General features: G+C 59.9%; 19 protein-coding genes and 3 tRNA genes. 11 read left to right on the forward strand and 11 right to left on the reverse strand.

The window, feature by feature from the left end:
* Window positions 1-47: 47 nt before the first annotated feature.
* Window positions 48-121, reverse strand: a tRNA-Gly gene (locus ACQZ40_RS16045).
* A 25-nt stretch (window positions 122-146) separates the two neighbouring features.
* A tRNA-Tyr gene (locus ACQZ40_RS16050) sits at window positions 147-231 on the reverse strand.
* A gap of 209 nt (window positions 232-440) precedes the next feature.
* Here ACQZ40_RS16050 and ACQZ40_RS16055 point away from each other — a divergent pair.
* The 4 genes from ACQZ40_RS16055 (at window position 441) to ACQZ40_RS16070 (ending at window position 3770) form a co-directional block, all read left to right on the forward strand.
* Window positions 441-1328: a TrmH family RNA methyltransferase gene (locus ACQZ40_RS16055; RefSeq protein ID WP_078051903.1), complete on the forward strand. Its 888-nt coding sequence runs from the start codon at window positions 441-443 to the stop codon at window positions 1326-1328.
* Between the two features lie 71 nt (window positions 1329-1399).
* A complete protein-coding gene (locus tag ACQZ40_RS16060) occupies window positions 1400-1792 on the forward strand; it encodes an acyl-CoA thioesterase (protein WP_063949081.1) in 393 nt (130 codons plus the stop codon).
* Between the two features lie 161 nt (window positions 1793-1953).
* Window positions 1954-2358, forward strand: coding sequence for a DUF2946 family protein (locus tag ACQZ40_RS16065; protein ID WP_448748271.1), 405 nt, complete (start codon window positions 1954-1956; stop codon window positions 2356-2358).
* Window positions 2359-2405: 47 nt separating this feature from the next.
* Window positions 2406-3770, forward strand: coding sequence for a PepSY-associated TM helix domain-containing protein (locus ACQZ40_RS16070; RefSeq protein ID WP_448748272.1), 1365 nt, complete (start codon window positions 2406-2408; stop codon window positions 3768-3770).
* 65 nt (window positions 3771-3835) lie between these two features.
* Here ACQZ40_RS16070 and ACQZ40_RS16075 read toward each other — a convergent pair whose 3' ends face one another.
* Both ACQZ40_RS16075 and ACQZ40_RS16080 read right to left on the reverse strand, forming a co-directional pair.
* The gene (locus ACQZ40_RS16075; RefSeq protein WP_448748273.1) at window positions 3836-4312 is read right to left on the reverse strand and encodes a nuclear transport factor 2 family protein; all 477 of its coding nucleotides are present in this window, start codon (window positions 4310-4312) and stop codon (window positions 3836-3838) included.
* A gap of 12 nt (window positions 4313-4324) precedes the next feature.
* Complete coding sequence (locus ACQZ40_RS16080) at window positions 4325-4936, reverse strand: NAD(P)-dependent oxidoreductase (RefSeq protein WP_448748274.1); 612 nt, start codon at window positions 4934-4936, stop codon at window positions 4325-4327.
* A 154-nt stretch (window positions 4937-5090) separates the two neighbouring features.
* On the opposite strand from ACQZ40_RS16080, the gene ACQZ40_RS16085 reads away from it, so the two are divergent.
* Entirely contained in the window at window positions 5091-5474 is a 384-nt protein-coding gene (locus tag ACQZ40_RS16085; protein ID WP_065655871.1) for a winged helix-turn-helix transcriptional regulator, read from the forward strand.
* An 18-nt stretch (window positions 5475-5492) separates the two neighbouring features.
* On the opposite strand, the gene ACQZ40_RS16090 is transcribed toward ACQZ40_RS16085, so the two are convergent.
* Complete coding sequence (locus ACQZ40_RS16090) at window positions 5493-5915, reverse strand: N-acetyltransferase family protein (RefSeq protein ID WP_448748288.1); 423 nt, start codon at window positions 5913-5915, stop codon at window positions 5493-5495.
* Window positions 5916-6022: 107 nt separating this feature from the next.
* Window positions 6023-6376: a DMT family protein gene (locus ACQZ40_RS16095; RefSeq protein ID WP_003507620.1), complete on the reverse strand. Its 354-nt coding sequence runs from the start codon at window positions 6374-6376 to the stop codon at window positions 6023-6025.
* Between the two features lie 267 nt (window positions 6377-6643).
* Between ACQZ40_RS16095 and uvrB the strand changes: the two genes are divergently transcribed.
* Complete coding sequence (gene uvrB, locus ACQZ40_RS16100) at window positions 6644-9610, forward strand: excinuclease ABC subunit UvrB (RefSeq protein WP_448748275.1); 2967 nt, start codon at window positions 6644-6646, stop codon at window positions 9608-9610.
* Between the two features lie 86 nt (window positions 9611-9696).
* On the opposite strand, the gene ACQZ40_RS16105 is transcribed toward uvrB, so the two are convergent.
* Window positions 9697-9984, reverse strand: coding sequence for a hypothetical protein (locus tag ACQZ40_RS16105; RefSeq protein ID WP_448748276.1), 288 nt, complete (start codon window positions 9982-9984; stop codon window positions 9697-9699).
* Between ACQZ40_RS16105 and ACQZ40_RS16110 the strand changes: the two genes are divergently transcribed.
* The gene (locus tag ACQZ40_RS16110; protein ID WP_448748277.1) at window positions 9960-10928 is read left to right on the forward strand and encodes an alpha/beta hydrolase; all 969 of its coding nucleotides are present in this window, start codon (window positions 9960-9962) and stop codon (window positions 10926-10928) included. The two genes, ACQZ40_RS16105 and ACQZ40_RS16110, sit on opposite strands and share 25 nt — an antisense overlap.
* A gap of 35 nt (window positions 10929-10963) precedes the next feature.
* Here ACQZ40_RS16110 and ACQZ40_RS16115 read toward each other — a convergent pair whose 3' ends face one another.
* On the reverse strand, window positions 10964-11389 hold the full coding sequence (locus tag ACQZ40_RS16115; RefSeq protein ID WP_174039390.1) for a DUF1801 domain-containing protein: 426 nt from the start codon (window positions 11387-11389) through the stop codon (window positions 10964-10966).
* 142 nt (window positions 11390-11531) lie between these two features.
* On the opposite strand from ACQZ40_RS16115, the gene ACQZ40_RS16120 reads away from it, so the two are divergent.
* Together ACQZ40_RS16120 and ACQZ40_RS16125 are read left to right on the forward strand one after the other, a co-directional pair.
* Window positions 11532-11987 (forward strand): PRC-barrel domain-containing protein, encoded by a 456-nt coding sequence (locus ACQZ40_RS16120; protein ID WP_448748278.1) that lies wholly within the window; start codon window positions 11532-11534, stop codon window positions 11985-11987.
* Between the two features lie 159 nt (window positions 11988-12146).
* Entirely contained in the window at window positions 12147-12755 is a 609-nt protein-coding gene (locus ACQZ40_RS16125; protein ID WP_174036186.1) for a DUF922 domain-containing Zn-dependent protease, read from the forward strand.
* An 8-nt stretch (window positions 12756-12763) separates the two neighbouring features.
* Here the strand turns inward: ACQZ40_RS16125 and ACQZ40_RS16130 are convergent, their stop codons facing one another.
* Window positions 12764-13366, reverse strand: a complete 603-nt coding sequence (locus ACQZ40_RS16130; RefSeq protein WP_003522436.1) for a J domain-containing protein — start codon at window positions 13364-13366, stop codon at window positions 12764-12766.
* A gap of 396 nt (window positions 13367-13762) precedes the next feature.
* Here ACQZ40_RS16130 and ACQZ40_RS16135 point away from each other — a divergent pair, with 396 nt between their 5' ends.
* Window positions 13763-14116 carry a nuclear transport factor 2 family protein gene (locus tag ACQZ40_RS16135; protein ID WP_448748279.1) on the forward strand — a complete coding sequence of 118 codons (354 nt, stop codon included), beginning with the start codon at window positions 13763-13765 and terminating at the stop codon, window positions 14114-14116.
* A gap of 91 nt (window positions 14117-14207) precedes the next feature.
* On the opposite strand, the gene ACQZ40_RS16140 is transcribed toward ACQZ40_RS16135, so the two are convergent.
* Together ACQZ40_RS16140 and ACQZ40_RS16145 are read right to left on the reverse strand one after the other, a co-directional pair.
* Complete coding sequence (locus ACQZ40_RS16140) at window positions 14208-14777, reverse strand: hypothetical protein (RefSeq protein WP_065655864.1); 570 nt, start codon at window positions 14775-14777, stop codon at window positions 14208-14210.
* Between the two features lie 271 nt (window positions 14778-15048).
* Window positions 15049-15124: transfer RNA gene (locus tag ACQZ40_RS16145), tRNA-Thr, on the reverse strand.
* Between the two features lie 213 nt (window positions 15125-15337).
* Between ACQZ40_RS16145 and ACQZ40_RS16150 the strand changes: the two genes are divergently transcribed.
* The gene (locus ACQZ40_RS16150) at window positions 15338-17077 is read left to right on the forward strand and encodes a GGDEF domain-containing protein (RefSeq protein ID WP_065655863.1); all 1740 of its coding nucleotides are present in this window, start codon (window positions 15338-15340) and stop codon (window positions 17075-17077) included.
* Window positions 17078-17085 lie beyond the last annotated feature (8 nt).

Genomic DNA, 17085 nt, shown 5'->3' on the forward strand with positions numbered 1-17085 from the left:
AGGGAAGCCAGCAATTGAGGGAATTTATCGATTTTTTCAGGGCTAGCTGGAGCGGGTAGCGGGAATCGAACCCGCGTATTCAGCTTGGAAGGCTGCTGCTCTACCATTGAGCTATACCCGCGGTGGTGATTTCGATCCGTGCAGAATGGTGGAGGGAGTTGGATTTGAACCAACGTAGGCGTAGCCAACGGATTTACAGTCCGTCCCCTTTAACCACTCGGGCATCCCTCCAGCTTTCTGCTAGGATCGAGCGACCAAGCTCTTCAGATTTCGCTGCGGCGAAGCGCCGTTGCGTCGTCTGTGGCGCGTATATGACGGCCTCATTCGTTTCTGTCAACACGCCCTTTCACGAATTTTCGGGAAAAAATTCAAACCTCTTTACGGCCCTGTGGATTATCGCGGGGGCTGGTGCGCGCCTCCCGGCGGAGATATAAGGCGCCATGAGCAAAGACGATCCCAAGAACAAATCCACCCGCGACACGCACTATGCCAACCTGCGCCGCGCCGTGCGCGACGCCAAGCGCGAGCGCGGCGAAATTCCGACCCCGCAGCAGCCAAGGCGCAAGAACCGCGGCGCGGACGACTGGAAGCCGCCGCAGCTTGCGCCCGATCAGGTGCATCTTTACGGCCTGCATACCGTGCGTGCGGCACTCGCCAATCCCGAACGGCAGATCGTCAAGCTCTTCGTCACCCAGAACGCCTTTGCGCGTCTCGATATCGGCGAGGCCGATGCCCAGCCCTTCCCCGTCGAGATGGTTTCGCCTCAGGATATCGACCGTGTGCTCGGCCCCGAGGCCATCCATCAGGGCGTGATGCTGGAAACCCGGCCGTTGCCGGTCAAGCGTCTCGGCGCGCTGAAGGACAGCCCGCTCATTCTCGTGCTCGATCAGGTCACCGATCCGCACAATGTCGGCGCCATCATGCGCTCGGCGGTCGCCTTCAACGCCGGCGCCGTCATTACCACCATGCGCCACAGCCCGACCGAGTCGGGCGTGCTGGCGAAATCGGCTTCCGGTGCGCTGGAGCTCATTCCCTATATCCAGATCACCAATCTGGCCGATGCGCTCGGCGAGTTGCACAAGCTCGGCTTCTTCTCCGTCGGTCTGGATTCGGAAGGCCCCGCCCCCATCGAGCAGACCTTCAGCGGTGAAAAAATCGCTCTGGTGCTGGGCGCCGAAGGCAAGGGCCTGCGCCAGAAAACGCGCGAAACCGTCTCGGCGCTCGCCCGTCTTGATATGCCCGGCGAGATCAAATCGCTCAACGTTTCGAATGCGGCAGCCATCGCCCTTTATGCAACGCAGCAATTTCTGGGCAAAGCGTCGTCCTGACGCTTCGCCTTCCTTGCGAAATCGCAAAGCGCAACGCATGCTGCGCTTTTTCGCAAGGAGCAAATTTCAACATGACCGAGCAGACCATCAAACCGACCGGCGAGCTGACGCTCAGAACGCTTGCCATGCCGGCCGACGCCAATCCGGCCGGCGATATTTTCGGCGGCTGGGTCATGTCGCAGATGGACTTGGCGAGCGGTATCCGTGCAGCGGAGCGTTCGCGCTGTCGCGTCGTCACCGCGGCGGTCAAGGAAATGGCCTTCGAACTGCCGGTGAAGATCGGCGATACGCTGTCCATCTATACCGACATCGCCCGCGTTGGCCGCACCTCCATCACGCTGACGGTGGAAGCCTGGGCGCAGCGGTCGCGTTATGACAAGCTGGAAAAAGTCACCGCCGGAACCTTCATCATGGTGGCGATGGACGAAAACGGACAACCCACGCCCATTCCGGCAGCGGAATAAGCGCGCTGCGGCGCTGGGCTCCAGCGCCGCTCTCCATTTAAGCGGCATATATAACAACAAGCAGCATCGGCATCCCACGCCTTGCCGGTATCGTTATTGCCCCTCACTTCCCGTCATTGTGTCGCGGTGACATTTCGCCGCAAATATGACATTCCGATTGCATGGGATTCATTCGCAGGATCATGCAGGACAGAAGTTCGGCTGGCGCCATCGCCATGCTGGCGGTTCTGCTTTTCCTTTTGCAGGGCTTCGCCAACGGCCTGACCAGCGGCAACATGGCGATGGCCGCGCTGGCGGCGGATGAGATCATCTGTTCCAGCCATATGCCGGAAGGCGGCTCCGGCAAACAGAACCCTGCCGGCAAGATCGCCGACGACTGTTGCGGCACGCTCTGCCGTCTGGCTTCGGCCACAGCCGCCGCTCTTCCGGTTATTCCCGTCGAGCGCGCGGACAATATTCTCCCTGCGGTCGAAGTCACCTTCCTGAACATCGACGCGGCGTTGCCGCCATCGCCGCCCAATCTGGAATCGCGCCCACGCGCACCCCCCTCCGCTCCGCGACGCTAGAACACTCTCCGGCCTCCCGGAAAATCAATTCTCTTGCGGAGACATTCATGTCCGTTACGACCTCTTTCGAGGGCGAGCGTGCGCCTGCGCATTCCTCGTCCGCAAATCTTTACCGCGCCGTATGGCGCTGGCATTTCTACGCCGGTCTCTTCGTACTGCCTTTCATGATATCGCTCGCCGTCACCGGTGCGCTGTATCTCTTCCGGGACGAGTTCGATAATCTCATCCATTCAGACCTGAAGCGGATCGAAGTGGTGCAAAATGCGCCGAAAGCGCTGCCTTCCGAGATCGTGAGTGCAGCACTTGCGGCCGTTCCCGGCGCAGCCGTCAAATATACCACCCCCGCCGATCCGGGCGCGTCGGCGGAAATCACCGTCAATACGGCGGATGGAAAGCGGGCCGTCTACGTCAATCCCTACACTGCTGAGGTTGCGGGCTCCCTGCCGGATCGCGGCACCATCATGTGGACAATCCGCTATCTCCACAGCCTGAAATATTTCGGCACCTATGCCCGCTATCTGATCGAAATCGCCGCCGGCTGGTCCATCCTTCTTGTCGCCACCGGCATCTATCTCTGGTGGCCGCGAAAACAGACCGGCGGTGTCGTGACCGTGCGCGGCACGCCGAAAAAGCGGGTGTTCTGGCGCGATACCCATGCTGTCACCGGCATTTTCGTCGGCTTTTTCATCGTTTTCCTTGCGGTCACCGGAATGCCCTGGTCAGGCGTCTGGGGTGCGAAGGTCAATGAATGGGCGAATGGCAGCAACTTCGGATATCCAGCAGGCATTCGCACCGATGTTCCGATGTCGGGCGAACATCTCGACCACGTGGCGAAGACAAGCTGGTCACTGGAGCAGGCGAAAATACCGGAATCCACCCATTCCGCCGAAGACCAGCCAATCGGGATCGACGAGGCGATAGCACGTTTCGACGCGCTCGGTCTTGCCGCCGGTTACGCTGTCTCCCTTCCGGGAAAACCGACGGGCGTTTATAGCGGCTCCGTCTATCCCGACGATCTGGCGCAGCAACGAGTCGTCCATCTCGATCAATATAGCGGCGAGCCGCTGATCGATATGAGCTACGCCGATTACGGCCCGCTCGGCAAGGCGCTGGAATGGGGCATCAACGTGCATCTGGGCCAGCAATATGGCCTTGCCAACCAGATCGTGCTTCTGGCGGCCTGTATCGGCATTGTGCTGCTTGCCGTATCCGCCGGCATCATGTGGTGGAAACGCCGCCCCAAGGGTTCGCTCGGCGTGCCGCCCCTCCCGCAGGAAAAACGCGTCCTGCACGGTCTGCTCGCCATACTCGCCATCGGCGGCATCATTTTCCCGCTGGTGGGCGCGAGCCTGCTGGCCATGATGGCGCTGGATCTGATCGTACAGTCGCGCCAGAAACGACGCGCGATCTGAAATGAAAACAGCCGGGCGAAAATCCCGGCTGTTCCCTGTTATCGGCAATGCGACGGCAACGGCTCTCAGAACATCGTATTGGTGTTCGCCGCCTTTTCCGGCACCTCCTGGATCACGTCCCAGTGCTCGGTGATCTTGCCGTCGGTAACCCGGAAAATATCGACGATGGCCCTGCCGCGATCGCCTTCATTTTCCGTCGAATGGATGTGCAGATAGACCAGATCGCCATCCGTGGCGCTACGCACGATCCGTGCTTTCGACTGCGGGTTTTCCTTGAAGTGGCCGGTGAAATAATCCACGAACGGCTTCTTACCATCCGGCACCATCGGGTTGTGCTGCTTGTAGCTGTCGACGAGGACGGCGGCGCCCTTGTCAACCTCATGCTTGTTGAAGACCGTATCGTAGAACTCGATCACCAGTTTGCGGTTGGCTTCTTCCTGCGCGAAATCCCGCGTTGCGGTTTGCGCCAGAACGGGCGCCGCCATCAAGGCGGGCACGAGGGCGAAAGCGGCGATGGCAAGACGGCGTGTTACGAAATTCATGGGTGATACCTCTCAATAACCAACGGTGAAACGCTGGCGGGAATGCTGCGGCTTCTCGATTTCATCGACAAGCGCGATGGCATAATCTTCGAAGGAAACGCGGCTGCCCTCATCGTTGCTGAGGAGATTATCCTTGCCGATGCGGAATTTGCCCGTTCTTTCGCCCGGCACGAATTCGGCGGATGGCGACAGGAAGGTCCAGTCGAGCTGCTTTTCCTGTTTCAGCCGGTCCAGGAACTCCGCGCCCTTGGTCGCTTCAGCCTTGTAGGCGGCCGGGAAATCTGGCAGGTCGACCACACGCTGGCCCGGCGCGATTTCAAGGCTGCCGGCGCCACCGACGACGAGATAGCGCTGAACGCCGGAGGCGCGCACGGCCTCGATCAGCGTTGCCGGATCGCTGGCGGTGAAATGCACCGAACTGATCACGGCATCGTGACCCTTCAGCAGTTCCGAAAGCCCTTCCTGATCGAAAACATCGCCCTTCTTTGCCACCACATTCGGCAGGCTGGCGATCTTTTCGGGATTGCGGGCGATTGCCGTCACCTGATGTCCCCGGTCGGAAAGTTCCTTCAGAATACGGGACCCGGCATTGCCGGAAGCGCCGATGAGCGCGATTTTAGCCATGGCTTCTTTCCTCTTGTCACTATCGTTACCGGTCTAGATTATAGACCGCGAAGAAGAGCTATGGTATCGCAGCCATAGCCGCAAGAAGTCAGCGGCGGCTGATCTGGTCACATGGCGATGACCTGCAAGGGCAAAAATGGCAAGGGGTAAGGACATGGCGGATACGCAGACGAAAGAGGTTTTTGCCTTCGACCAGCCCTGCCCCATCCGCGATGTGCTCGACCGTATCGGCGATCAATGGAGCCTTTTGGTTCTGGAAGCCCTGCAGGGCGGCGTGCTGCGCTTCAACGAGCTGAACCGTAGGATCGACGATATTTCCAAGCAGATGTTGTCCCGCACGCTGAAACGGCTTGAAGAGGATGGCTTCATCCGCCGCACGCTTTATGCCGAGGTGCCGCCGCGCGTGGAATATGAGCTGACCAATCTCGGCCGCTCGTTTCTGGTGCCGATGCAATTGCTGGTGCAATGGGCTGACGAGAACCACGTTCGCATCTGCAAGGCCCGCCTGCAATATTCCGAAAACGACAATCGCGGCTGATCCGGAAGCAGGCCGCGTCTAGCCCAGCCGGTAAACCTTGCAGACCAGCCCTTCCGGTTGGCGATAGGTCGTAAATCCCATAGCGTCGTAATAGCTTTGGCCGAGCATGTTGTCCGCACCGATACTGGCATCGATATTCTGAATACCCCGCGCCTCCGCCGCCCTGCGCGTTGCCGCGAAGAGGGCGGATCCCACACCTCTTCGTGCCGCCTGCGGACTGACATGGGTGCCGATGATGCCCCAGCCTTCCGCCACGCCATAGGGATTGTTCGTCCGCGCATAACGCAGCGACTGGAAGCCCAGGATACGCCCGTCGTCGTCCTCGGCGACCGAGCATTCGATACGGTCGGCATGCTGGATGTAATTCTCCAGCACCACCGTGATATCCGTCGGCGCTTTTCGGAGGCCGGCCGAGAATATCTCGTTCTGAACCGCCACCATTCCGGTTGCATCGTCAACTTTCGCAGGCCGTATTTTCATCGATACACCACCTCATATCCGTTGCGACTGGTTCCGGGCCGGCAAGGCGCCGGGGTATTTATTCCTTTTCAGGAGCGGAAAATGAAGGAAGCACCGAAAGCGATCAACGCAAAACCGATCACGTGATTGATGGTGATGCTTTCCTTAAGCCAGAAGATCGAAAACAGCGCGAAGACCGCGAGCGTGATGACTTCCTGAATGGTCTTGAGCTGCGCGGTGGAATAGACCTCCGAACCGATGCGGTTCGCGGGAACGGCAAGCACATATTCGAAGAAGGCGATGCCCCAGCTGGCGACAATCGCCAGGAAGAGCGCACTGCCCTTGTGCTTAAGGTGGCCGTACCAGGCGAAGGTCATGAAAACATTGGAGGCGATAAGCATCAGGACAGGCCAGATATGGGCAGGGCTGATTGAGAACGGCATGATGGGTCCTGGAAAAAAGGAGGGATGTCATGAAATGCGGCAGGAGAAGGCAGTCAGAAGGAAACCCTCATTCCGCCCGTATGGATTTGCTCTAGCGCATCCGCCCGAAAACCGAAATCGATTTCCGACGGATTTGAACAAAGCTGTCTTAAGCCGCTACGCAACGCATCCGGCCGAATTTTGTTCCGCACGCTTCGTTTCCTTTTTGTACTCATTTTTTCACCACATCCCCTTCCCTTTATGCGTGACTCCCTCCATATTTCGCCTATGGCCAGATCACCGAAAAACTCCACCTCCTCGCCCTCGGGCTTCGAGGAAGCTCCGCAATCGTCCTTCGAAGGCGCGCCGCTCAGCGGCAGTGTCGCCGATTGGGTGAAGCAGCTCGAGGCGGAAGCGGAGGCTTCCTCCGTGGAAACCCAGCGCGAAATCGCCTCGAAGGCGGGCAAGCACCGCAAGAAGATCGAGATCGAAGCGCGCAAGGAGGCCCAGAAAGCCCCCCCGAAGACGGCCAAGAACACCACGGCCTCCAAGACAGCACGCGGCGTGTCCATCGGCGCATCGAGCGATCCGAAAACCCGAGCCGCTGCCGGTCTCAATCCGGTGGCAGGCATGGATGTATCGCTGGAGGATGCCGCCAACCTCGCCCCGGGCGCTGTCACCGCCACGGTGGACGCGCTTTCGAAGCTGATCGAGAGCGGTAATCCGCTGTTCAAGGACGGCAAACTCTGGACGCCGCACCGGCCCGCCCGCCCGCCGAAATCCGAAGGCGGCGTCGCCATCCGCATGGCTTCGGACTACAAGCCCGCCGGCGACCAGCCGACGGCCATTGCCGACCTCGTCGAAGGCATCAATTCGGGCGAGCGCAGCCAGGTGCTGCTCGGCGTTACCGGCTCCGGCAAAACTTTCACCATGGCCAAGGTGATCGAGGAAACACAGCGACCCGCCGTCATCCTGGCGCCTAACAAGACGCTGGCGGCACAGCTCTATTCCGAGTTCAAGAATTTCTTCCCCGACAATGCGGTGGAATATTTCGTCTCTTATTACGATTATTATCAGCCGGAAGCCTATGTGCCGCGCTCCGATACCTTCATCGAGAAGGAATCCTCGATCAACGAGCAGATCGACCGGATGCGCCACTCCGCCACCCGCTCGCTGCTGGAACGCGACGACTGCATCATCGTCGCCTCGGTTTCCTGCATCTACGGTATCGGTTCGGTCGAGACCTATACGGCCATGACCTTCCAGATGCAGGTGGGCGACCGGCTGGACCAGCGCCAGCTTCTGGCCGACCTCGTAGCCCAGCAATACAAACGCCGCGACATGGATTTCCAGCGCGGCTCGTTCCGCGTGCGCGGCGATACCATCGAAATCTTCCCCGCCCACCTTGAGGATGCCGCCTGGCGCATATCGATGTTCGGCGACGAGATCGATTCCATCACCGAATTCGACCCCTTGACGGGCCAGAAGACCGGTGACCTGCAATCGGTCAAAATTTACGCCAATTCGCACTATGTGACCCCACGCCCGACGCTGAACGGCGCGATCAAGTCGATCAAGGAAGAGCTGAAGGGCCGCCTCGCCGAACTGGAAAAGGCCGGGCGTCTGCTGGAAGCCCAGCGGCTGGAGCAGCGTACCCGCTACGATATCGAGATGCTGGAAGCGACCGGCTCCTGCGCCGGCATCGAGAACTATTCGCGTTATCTCACCGGCCGCAATCCCGGCGAGCCGCCGCCGACTTTGTTCGAATATATCCCTGATAACGCGCTGCTGTTCATCGACGAAAGCCACGTCTCCGTCAGCCAGATCGGCGGCATGTATCGCGGCGACTTCAGGCGCAAGGCGACGCTGGCCGAATATGGCTTCCGCCTGCCCTCCTGCATGGACAACCGGCCGCTGCGCTTCGAGGAATGGGATGCGATGCGCCCGCTCACCGTCGCGGTTTCGGCAACCCCCGGCTCATGGGAGATGGAACAGTCCGGCGGCGTCTTCGCCGAACAGGTCATCCGCCCGACCGGCCTCATCGATCCGCCGGTGGAAGTGCGCTCCGCCCGCAGCCAGGTCGACGATGTTCTCGGCGAAATCCGCGAAACCGCCGCCAAGGGTTATCGCACGCTCTGCACCGTGTTGACCAAACGCATGGCCGAGGACCTGACCGAATATCTGCATGAACAGGGCGTCCGCGTCCGTTACATGCACTCGGATATCGACACGCTGGAGCGCATCGAGATCATCCGCGACCTGCGCCTCGGCGCTTTCGACGTGCTTGTCGGCATCAACCTGCTGCGTGAAGGCCTCGACATTCCCGAATGCGGTTTCGTCGCCATCCTCGATGCAGACAAGGAAGGCTTCCTGCGCTCGGAAACCTCGCTGATCCAGACCATCGGCCGTGCCGCCCGTAACGTTGACGGCAAGGTCATCCTTTATGCCGACAATATCACCGGCTCGATGAAGCGGGCGATGGAGGAAACCTCCCGCCGCCGCGAAAAGCAGATGGCCTATAATGCCGAACACGGCATCACGCCGGAATCGGTTAAGGCGAAGATTTCCGACATTCTTGATTCTGTTTATGAGCGCGATCACGTAAGGGCCGATATTTCTGGCGTTTCCGGCAAGGGCTTCGCCGATGGCGGCCATCTGGTCGGCAACAATCTGCAGGCCCATCTCAACGCGCTGGAAAAATCCATGCGCGACGCCGCCGCCGATCTCGACTTCGAAAAAGCCGCCCGCCTGCGCGACGAAATCAAACGCCTCAAGGCCGCCGAACTGGCGACCATGGACGACCCGATGGCCAAGGAAGAGGCCCGCGCCATCGAAGGCGGCGGAAAAAACAACAGACGCAGCCACTTGTCGATCTCCCCACCGGAGGGCGAGACATCCGGCGGGACGGAGACGGGTGCCGCAGCGAACGAAAGCGGCAAATCCCTCTTCGCCAAACCCTCGCTGGATGAAATGGGCCCCGGCTCGGATGCGGGAAAACCGCTATTCCGCAGGAACACACTGGACGAGATGACAGTGGGCAGGACCGAAAAACCCGTGCGCGGCGCGGTGCCCGACAAGCCCCAGACAGAACCCGGCAAACGGTTCTCACCGTTGCTGGAGGGCCAACCGGAGCGCGCCACGGACGATCCCCGACCGCTGGTTCGTGGCAAGATCGGCGCGGGTTCCTATGAGGACGCCGGCGAGCAGAAGCGCAAGAGCCGAACCAAGGGCAAGACGGGCCGGCCGGGGCGGTGACGCACGCGCCCGCGATATTCGATGCCAGCAGGCATATGTATTGCGAAACACATGACCGGAGCACCCGCGCGCTCCGGCAGCGGCGATCAGCTTTCGCACCGCCTGATCCGCGCTGCGACCTGATCCGGACCAAAAACTTTCACCAAGTCGGCATCCAGGGCCATGGCAATGTAGTCATCATTTTCCGCCGACTTGATGTAGGTAGAGAAATAGATCGGACCGGTCGGGAGGACCCCCGCGACACAGGCGCGCAATATCTCGATCTCCGTGCTTCCCCTGATGCGTTGACCCTTGATGAGGGAACGGCGCACGTTGATATGGTCTGGAAATGGCAGCAGGGAGCGACCGCATGTATCGAAAAAATCTGGCGGCATTCTGCCTCCTCGTCACCTACACTCCGGCCTTTGCCGGACAGATCGAGGATGCGGCCTTCCATAGTCCCGCCCTGAACGCGCCGCTCCCCGTCAACATCTATCGCCCGGACGGCGTGCCGCCGGGAAACGGCTGGCCGGTGCTTTACCTCCTGCACGGCCACGATGGCGACCAGAACAGCTGGCGCGATCTCGGCAATATCGAAAAGACGCTCGATACGCTCATCGCTGCCGGCGCCATCCGCCCGCTGGTTGTCGTCATGCCCGGCGTCAAGAACAGCTGGTATGTGGATTCCGCCGCTGTCGGCGGCCCCGGCGATTACGAAACGGCCCTGACCGGCGATCTGCGCCACCAGATCGAGAAAACGCTGCCGGTGCGGAAAGATCGGCAAGGCCGCGCCATCGCCGGCCTCTCCATGGGCGGTTTCGGCGCCCTGCATCTCGCCTATGGCCATGAAGACCTCTATGACGCAGTGGCCAGTCTGTCGGGCGCCATCTGGCAGAATGTCCCCGCCTCCGATCTCGACAAGACGCCGGCCGAACTCAAGCTCATTCAGGACAGCGCCTTTTTCCACCGGGTCGACCGCACCACCGTCACCAGCGGCATCGTGCTTCCCTCAACCGGGGACCATTTCTCCGGAGCCTTCGGCACACCTTTCGATGCAAGGCTCTTCAACGAAAAGAACGTATTCACCCTCGTGGCGCAACATGTCGCCGAAAGCCAGGATTTGCCTGCCACCTATCTGACCGTCGGCGACGATGACGGCTTCTTTCTCTGGCGCGGCGCCATCGCCCTGCACGAGACGCTGCAAGCCGACAAACGCAAATCCGAGCTGCGAGTGACCGACGGCGATCACGTCTGGTCGGTGTGGAAGGTCTCGATTATCGACGCGCTGAAGTTCATCGATGGGGAATGGGACAAGGCTGCCGACAAAGCCAAGGATTGAGGCGTGGGCCTCTTTCTCGTCGCCGGATAGGTCCATTACTTTCCGGCCCGCTTTTTCCCGCTCTTCCCCACCGCGTTCAACGCCACCGCCGCCCTGATCAGCGCCGCCAGCGCCTCCTCATCCACGACATCCCCCTCGTGAAAATCAATCGCCCGCCGCATATTGCCCTCAAGGCTCGAATTGAACAGCCCCGCCGGGTCCTCCAGCGAAGCGCCCTTCGCAAATGTCATCTTCACCGCGCTCTTGTAGGTTTCGCCGGTGCAGATGATGCCCGCATGCGACCAGACCGGCACGCCGCGCCATTTCACCTCTTCCACCACCTCCGGATCGGCCTTCCTGATCACCGCGCGAATATGCGCGAGCGTCTCACCGCGCCAGTCGCCGAGCTCCGCGATCTTCCGGTCGATGAAGTCCGATGGTGCGGTCTCCTCTGCATCTTTCGCCACCGTGTTTTTCGCCATGACATCCTCCCGATTTCGACGCACGCCTGATCCTTTTTTTCAGCATAGACGAAATTTTCCTGTCCTCCCATGAGGAACCAAATCCGCCTCCCGCCGTTTCCTCCCCGAACGCAACGTTCAGCATACAAAGGGAAGAAACATCATGAAAATCAATGTCATCGCTCTCGCTGCGGCAGCAGCGCTCTCCTCTTCCGTGGCTTTTGCCCAGACGCCCGCCACGGCTCCTGCTGCCGGCGCGGACGCCACTTTGTCCGGCCCCGGCATTACCATGGGCACCAAGGCCAGCGGCCCGCTGAAGTTCGTCAATGTCCAGAAGACCGATCTCACCGCCTCCCAGCTCGATGGCATGGACATCTATAACGCCCAGAACGAAAACATCGGCGAAATCGAAGATGTCGTCATCGGTGACGGCAAGTCGGTGATCGGCCTGGTGGCCAGCGTCGGCGGCTTCCTCGGCATCGACAAGAGCTATGTGGTGCTCGACCCGGCTTCCGTCGCGGTCCACAACGACAACGGCACCTGGAAGGCCTATGTCGACACCACCAAGGAAGCGCTTCAGAACGCCCCGAAGCTCGATTACGACAAGCTGGACGACTGATTACCCCTGCAGTCCGCAAGCTTGTCCCCCCGCGCTCTGTCGCGGGGGTTTTCATATGTGGCGACCTATCGGAAAACCCGGCACTCCCCGCCGGAGGGCCCTTGCCTGACGGCGCGCCTCTCGCCTATCTTCGGCGCGCAAATCACCAAGGATCGCTGCGTGCCCGCCAATAGCCTCTTTTCCTTTGCCATCAGCACCGCCATCGCGCTCAGCGCCCTGCCGCTGTCAGCGCACGCGGCCGACTGGAAACCGGCCGAGCAGATAAAAACCTATGCCATCAGCGGCAATACGGGCGGTGCGCTTTATCAATCGATCGGCGAGCGCGGCCCGACCGCCGGCGTGCAGGCCATTGCCCACACCACCTTCAAGCTGACATGGCGGCGGGATTACCGTCCGCAGCCGGATGGCGCCTGCGTGCTGGCCACCGCAAGGCCCAATCTCACTATCATCTACACCTGGCCGAAAGCGCCCGCCAATCTGCCGCCCGCCGTCGCCGCCAGCTGGCGGACCTTCATTTCCGGCGTGGAAACCCACGAACGCGTCCATGGTGACCATATTCTCGACATGGTGAAAAAGATCGAAGCCTTCAGCATCGGGCTGAGGGCGGAAAACGATGCCAAATGCCAGAAGGTGCGCGCCGTTCTGCAACAGCGTCTGGGTGAGCTTTCCAACGAGCAGCGCCAGCGCGGCCGCGATTTCGACCGGGACGAGCTTTCCCCCGGCGGGCGGGTGCATCAGCTCATCCTCGCCCTCGTCAACGGCCCCTGAACAGCCGCCTATTCCGCCGCCTCGCCTTTCAGCAAGGGCTCGGCCAAAGTCACGCTTTCCAGCTCGTAGGAATAACCTTCGAGCATCGTATAAGCCTGTTCGATCGCCTCGATCTGGGCTTCGGCATTACGGATGGCTTCGGCGATGGACTGGCTACGGGCGCGCAGCATCGAACTCAGCACATCGGTTTCCGGCTTGCGGCCGAGACGGTCCATATGTTTGCGAACCCGCGTGCGGTGCCGTTCCAGCTCGAGAATATGGAAACGGCTTTTCAGAATATCGTCGGTCAGCTTGCGGCGCATGGCGGCCACGGGGTCGAAACTGCCAGGTTCGCGTTCGTCCAGAATGAATTCATTCACCAGCGTTTCCAGCATCAGCAGGCCCTTGAGGTCCTTGGCGTCGGCAAGCTGCGGATCGTAACCGGTATCGTCGAATACCTTACGGCGCACCGGATCCTTCAGCAGCTCATAGGCCGTCTGCAGACGCGCGAATTGCTCGGCATCGCCGCCGCTATCGGGATGCGCGGCCTTGGCCACCTTGCGGTAGGCCGACTTGATCGCCGCCTCGTCGGCATCGCGCTCCACGCCAAGCAAAACATAGGGATCAATCACAAAAACACCTTCAAACGCAAACTGTTACCCGCATGCCCAACACCGCTCCCGTCTGGCACGCGGGCGGATCATAGGCCAATTCCGCCCGGCGCGGCACCCCGCCCCGGCGGTTAAACCGGCAAAGCCCACACAAAGCCTCGCCGCGCGCCACATCAAAACGGGCGGAAAAGCCCTTGATGCCGAAATTTGTCGGACCCAAGGCGACTATAATGACAGGCGGGACAAAATTGTGGAAAGCGGCGGCAAAACATGCCGCACGGCTTCGCACCGCGCCTGCCGCAGCCGGCGGAAAAACACCGCAGGAAGAAGCGTAACCGGCGCGTTTTCAGGGGGTTATGGTGAAAAGACGTCAACGGGTGTAAGCTTGGCCTTTGGATTAGAAGGGAGGATGATCCGATGCCGCAAACGATTACCCAGACCGTCACGGACTATGTCCATGCCATGGCCTATGCGGATGAGAGCCTGATGCGTGACGTTTTCGACCCGCGCGCCAGCATCGTCGGAACCTTCGAAGGCGAAATCGAATGGCTATCCCTGGAGGACTTTGTCGACCAGATGCGCAAGAGCGAACGCGGCCTCCCCGATCACGATCCCACTTTTGAAATCATGGGCATCGACAAGGAAGGCGACAGCGCTTCGGTGAAGCTGACGACCCGTTTCGTCGGTATGGATTTTTACGAATATCTGTCACTGCTGGAACGCGACGGCAACTGGTCCATCGTGCACAAGCTCTATCACATAAAGCCGTAGGCGATCATCGAAACCGCCACGCTGCATTGTGCGCTTGCGCGTTCCACTCGCAGGGCCGTCCCGCGATCCGGTTATTTTGCCGCTGAAAGAACTAGAACAGGTCGCTGTAGATCGCTGTTATCCAGAGCGCGTTAAAGAAGAGCCAGATAACACCGAGCCACATGATTTTGCGGCTGCTATCGGTTCTCATCGCCACAATCGCGATAAGCAGACCGCCGACTATCCTTGCCAGATACCATGGCCCGAGCTGTTCGAAATGTTCCCTGCCCTTGATGTAGGTGTCCACCAGATCAAAGACGAACGAGGCGGCAAACAGGGCAAAGAACGCATGTCGCCTGCGCACGAAAAAACTTTCCCGTTCGGACAGCTCCTGAATGTGATCGGGATAAAGCAGCGTCGACATCAAAAAGAACAGCGACGTGTAGACCAGAACGAAAATGTAAATCCAGAAATTCCAGTTGTGGATCAGCCGCAGGGCAAATTCCCACCACCAGAAATGGACAGCTCCCAGAAGCAGGGCAATCGACCAGACGATCTGCGCATGCATACGGTCGGTTTTCTGCGGCTCCTGCAGCCTTCTGGAAAGTCCGGACAACACCCTGGTAATGGCCAGGCCGAGGATGAGGCTTACCAATATCCGCAAATGACCATATGCATCCATTGAAAGCGCCCGCTGTTGCTCAACTTATCTGCCGAACAATATGCTTAAACCTTGGGGCTTTACAACTCTGGCGGATGCCCCGCCCTTCCCGATCTCGCCTTCTAGTGGGCTAAACCGGCTTCCCGATGCGAGAGTCTCCCGGGCTGGCAGGCCGAAGCCAGTCACTCCAGTTTCATCAGGGCTCAACCACCGGCAGCGGCAAACGCAAAGCGTCACCCGTCACACGGTTCATTCAACCAAACAGATTTCAGGATTAAGCGATTGATTTTACTGGTGCCCCCGGCAGGGTTCGAACCCGCGACCCCCTGATTACAAATCAGGTGCTCTACCAACTGAGCTACAAGGGCAAGCCAGTGCCTTGCCAACTATCAGATTCTGACTTGGTGTAAAGTAAAAACTAACGCCGTGGCATCGACAAACCGCTTTTCCACACCGTCGCCGGCCGGGCTGTCTTCATGATCGCAATTGTAGCAGAAGGCCCGGAAAATAAGCGAAGTATTTACGCAGCACCACTAGAATGGCGATGAAACATAACCATTCCAGTGAGAACAACGCATCATATGCGCGCGAGCATACAGAAAATCCAGCTGACGGGCACGATCATCATCGCCGTAAGCTCCATCCTGCTGGCAACCCTTGCCGCGCTGCCCAGCGTCTATAATTATCTGCGCTATCGCACCAATGCCGCGCAGCTCAGCCGCTTTGAAACCGCTCTCCAGTCCGCATGGCTGGTGTCGGCCGAGCGAGGCCCCGCCAATAATCTGATGGGTGCATCCGTGCCGGATGCAAGGCTGACCGAAGGGCTTGCCGCCGCGCGCAAGGCAACGGACGACAAGCTGTCGGAGCTGGAGAAATCCTTCGCCAACGATATCAGAACACAGCCTGAACTGGCGAAGTCGCTTGCTGATACCCGCCAGAAGCTCGAGCAATCGCGAGAGCTGGTCGATCAGGTTGCCGCGCTCCCCCCTGACGCGCGTAACCACGGCGCGATGTCCAATGCGATTGCATCGATGTTCAAGGCGGCGGATAGCGTCAATCTGCTGCGCGGCAGGGCCGCACGCGCCATCATCAAGGTGACGCCCGACGTGGCGATCGACATCGCCATGACGGGCACGGCGGGCGTGATGCGCGACCGTATCGGTCGCCTCGGTTCCTATGTCATCATGAGTCTCAAGGCGAACAGGCAGGAAAAGCTCGGTTATCGCGCCAAGTTCGATACCGAGATGCAGAGCCTGCTGTCGCTGAAAGCATCGCTGACCAATTATACCGCCGCCTATCTCTCGACGCCGCGGCTGGACGGCGCATTGCGCGATCTTGAAACCCAATATTTCGGTCAGGCTTTACGTTACGCGCAGAACACGATCGTGATGGCGGTGCCATCCGCCCAGCCAAGCGCACTTGAGTTCTCCAGAAACTATATTGCCGGCATGCGGTCGTCCGACACCCTGCGCGACCTTATTCTGTCCGAAACGCGCGCGCGGATCGAAAAGAAAAAGCAGGAGGCCCTGATCTATGGCGGAACCTCGCTCTTTCTCGCCGGCATCGCTGTGCTGGTGCTGTTGCGGCTGACATCCGTTTACAAAACCGCGCTGTTCCGTCCCATGCAATCCGTCCAGACGCAGATCGCCGCCATCGCCGGCGGTGATCTTTCCGAGGGCCGTCATGAGGACAGGGTTGCGCCGGAAGTGAAGAAGATGTTCGAGGAACTGGATTTCCTGCGCGAACAGCTTCGCCAGAAGGGCGAAATGGAAAACCAGCAGCGTGCGCTGGCCGAGCAGCTGCGCACCCTTTCCGAAACCGACGCACTGACGGGCGTCTTCAACCGCCGCGCACTCGAAAAGGCGGTTCGCTCCATATTGACGGGCGAGGAGCAATGTCAGTCGCTCGGCGTGATGATTGTCGATATCGACCATTTCAAATCGATCAACGACCGTTACGGCCATGCCATGGGTGACATCGCGCTTCAGAAGACCGCTGGCCTGTTGCGCAGCGCATTGCGCAAGAACGACATTCTCGCCCGATATGGCGGTGAGGAATTCGTCGTCGTGCTGCAGGATGTCAGCCACGCCACGGCGACGGCCACGGCCGACCGCCTTCGCCGCCTGATCGAAGCCCAGACCATCGATGAGCAAAGCGGCCTGTCGCTGACGGCAAGTTTCGGCGTGGTCTGGCAGGAAGCGCGTGCGATCAACAGCTGGGACGAGTTGATCGCCATCGCCGACGACCGGCTTTACGAAGCCAAGCGTGCGGGCCGCAACCGGGTCTGGGCAACCTATTTCCCAAAGGTCGCGAACGGCTAACAACATCG

This window comes from Agrobacterium sp. 16-172Ci, from assembly GCF_053522725.1.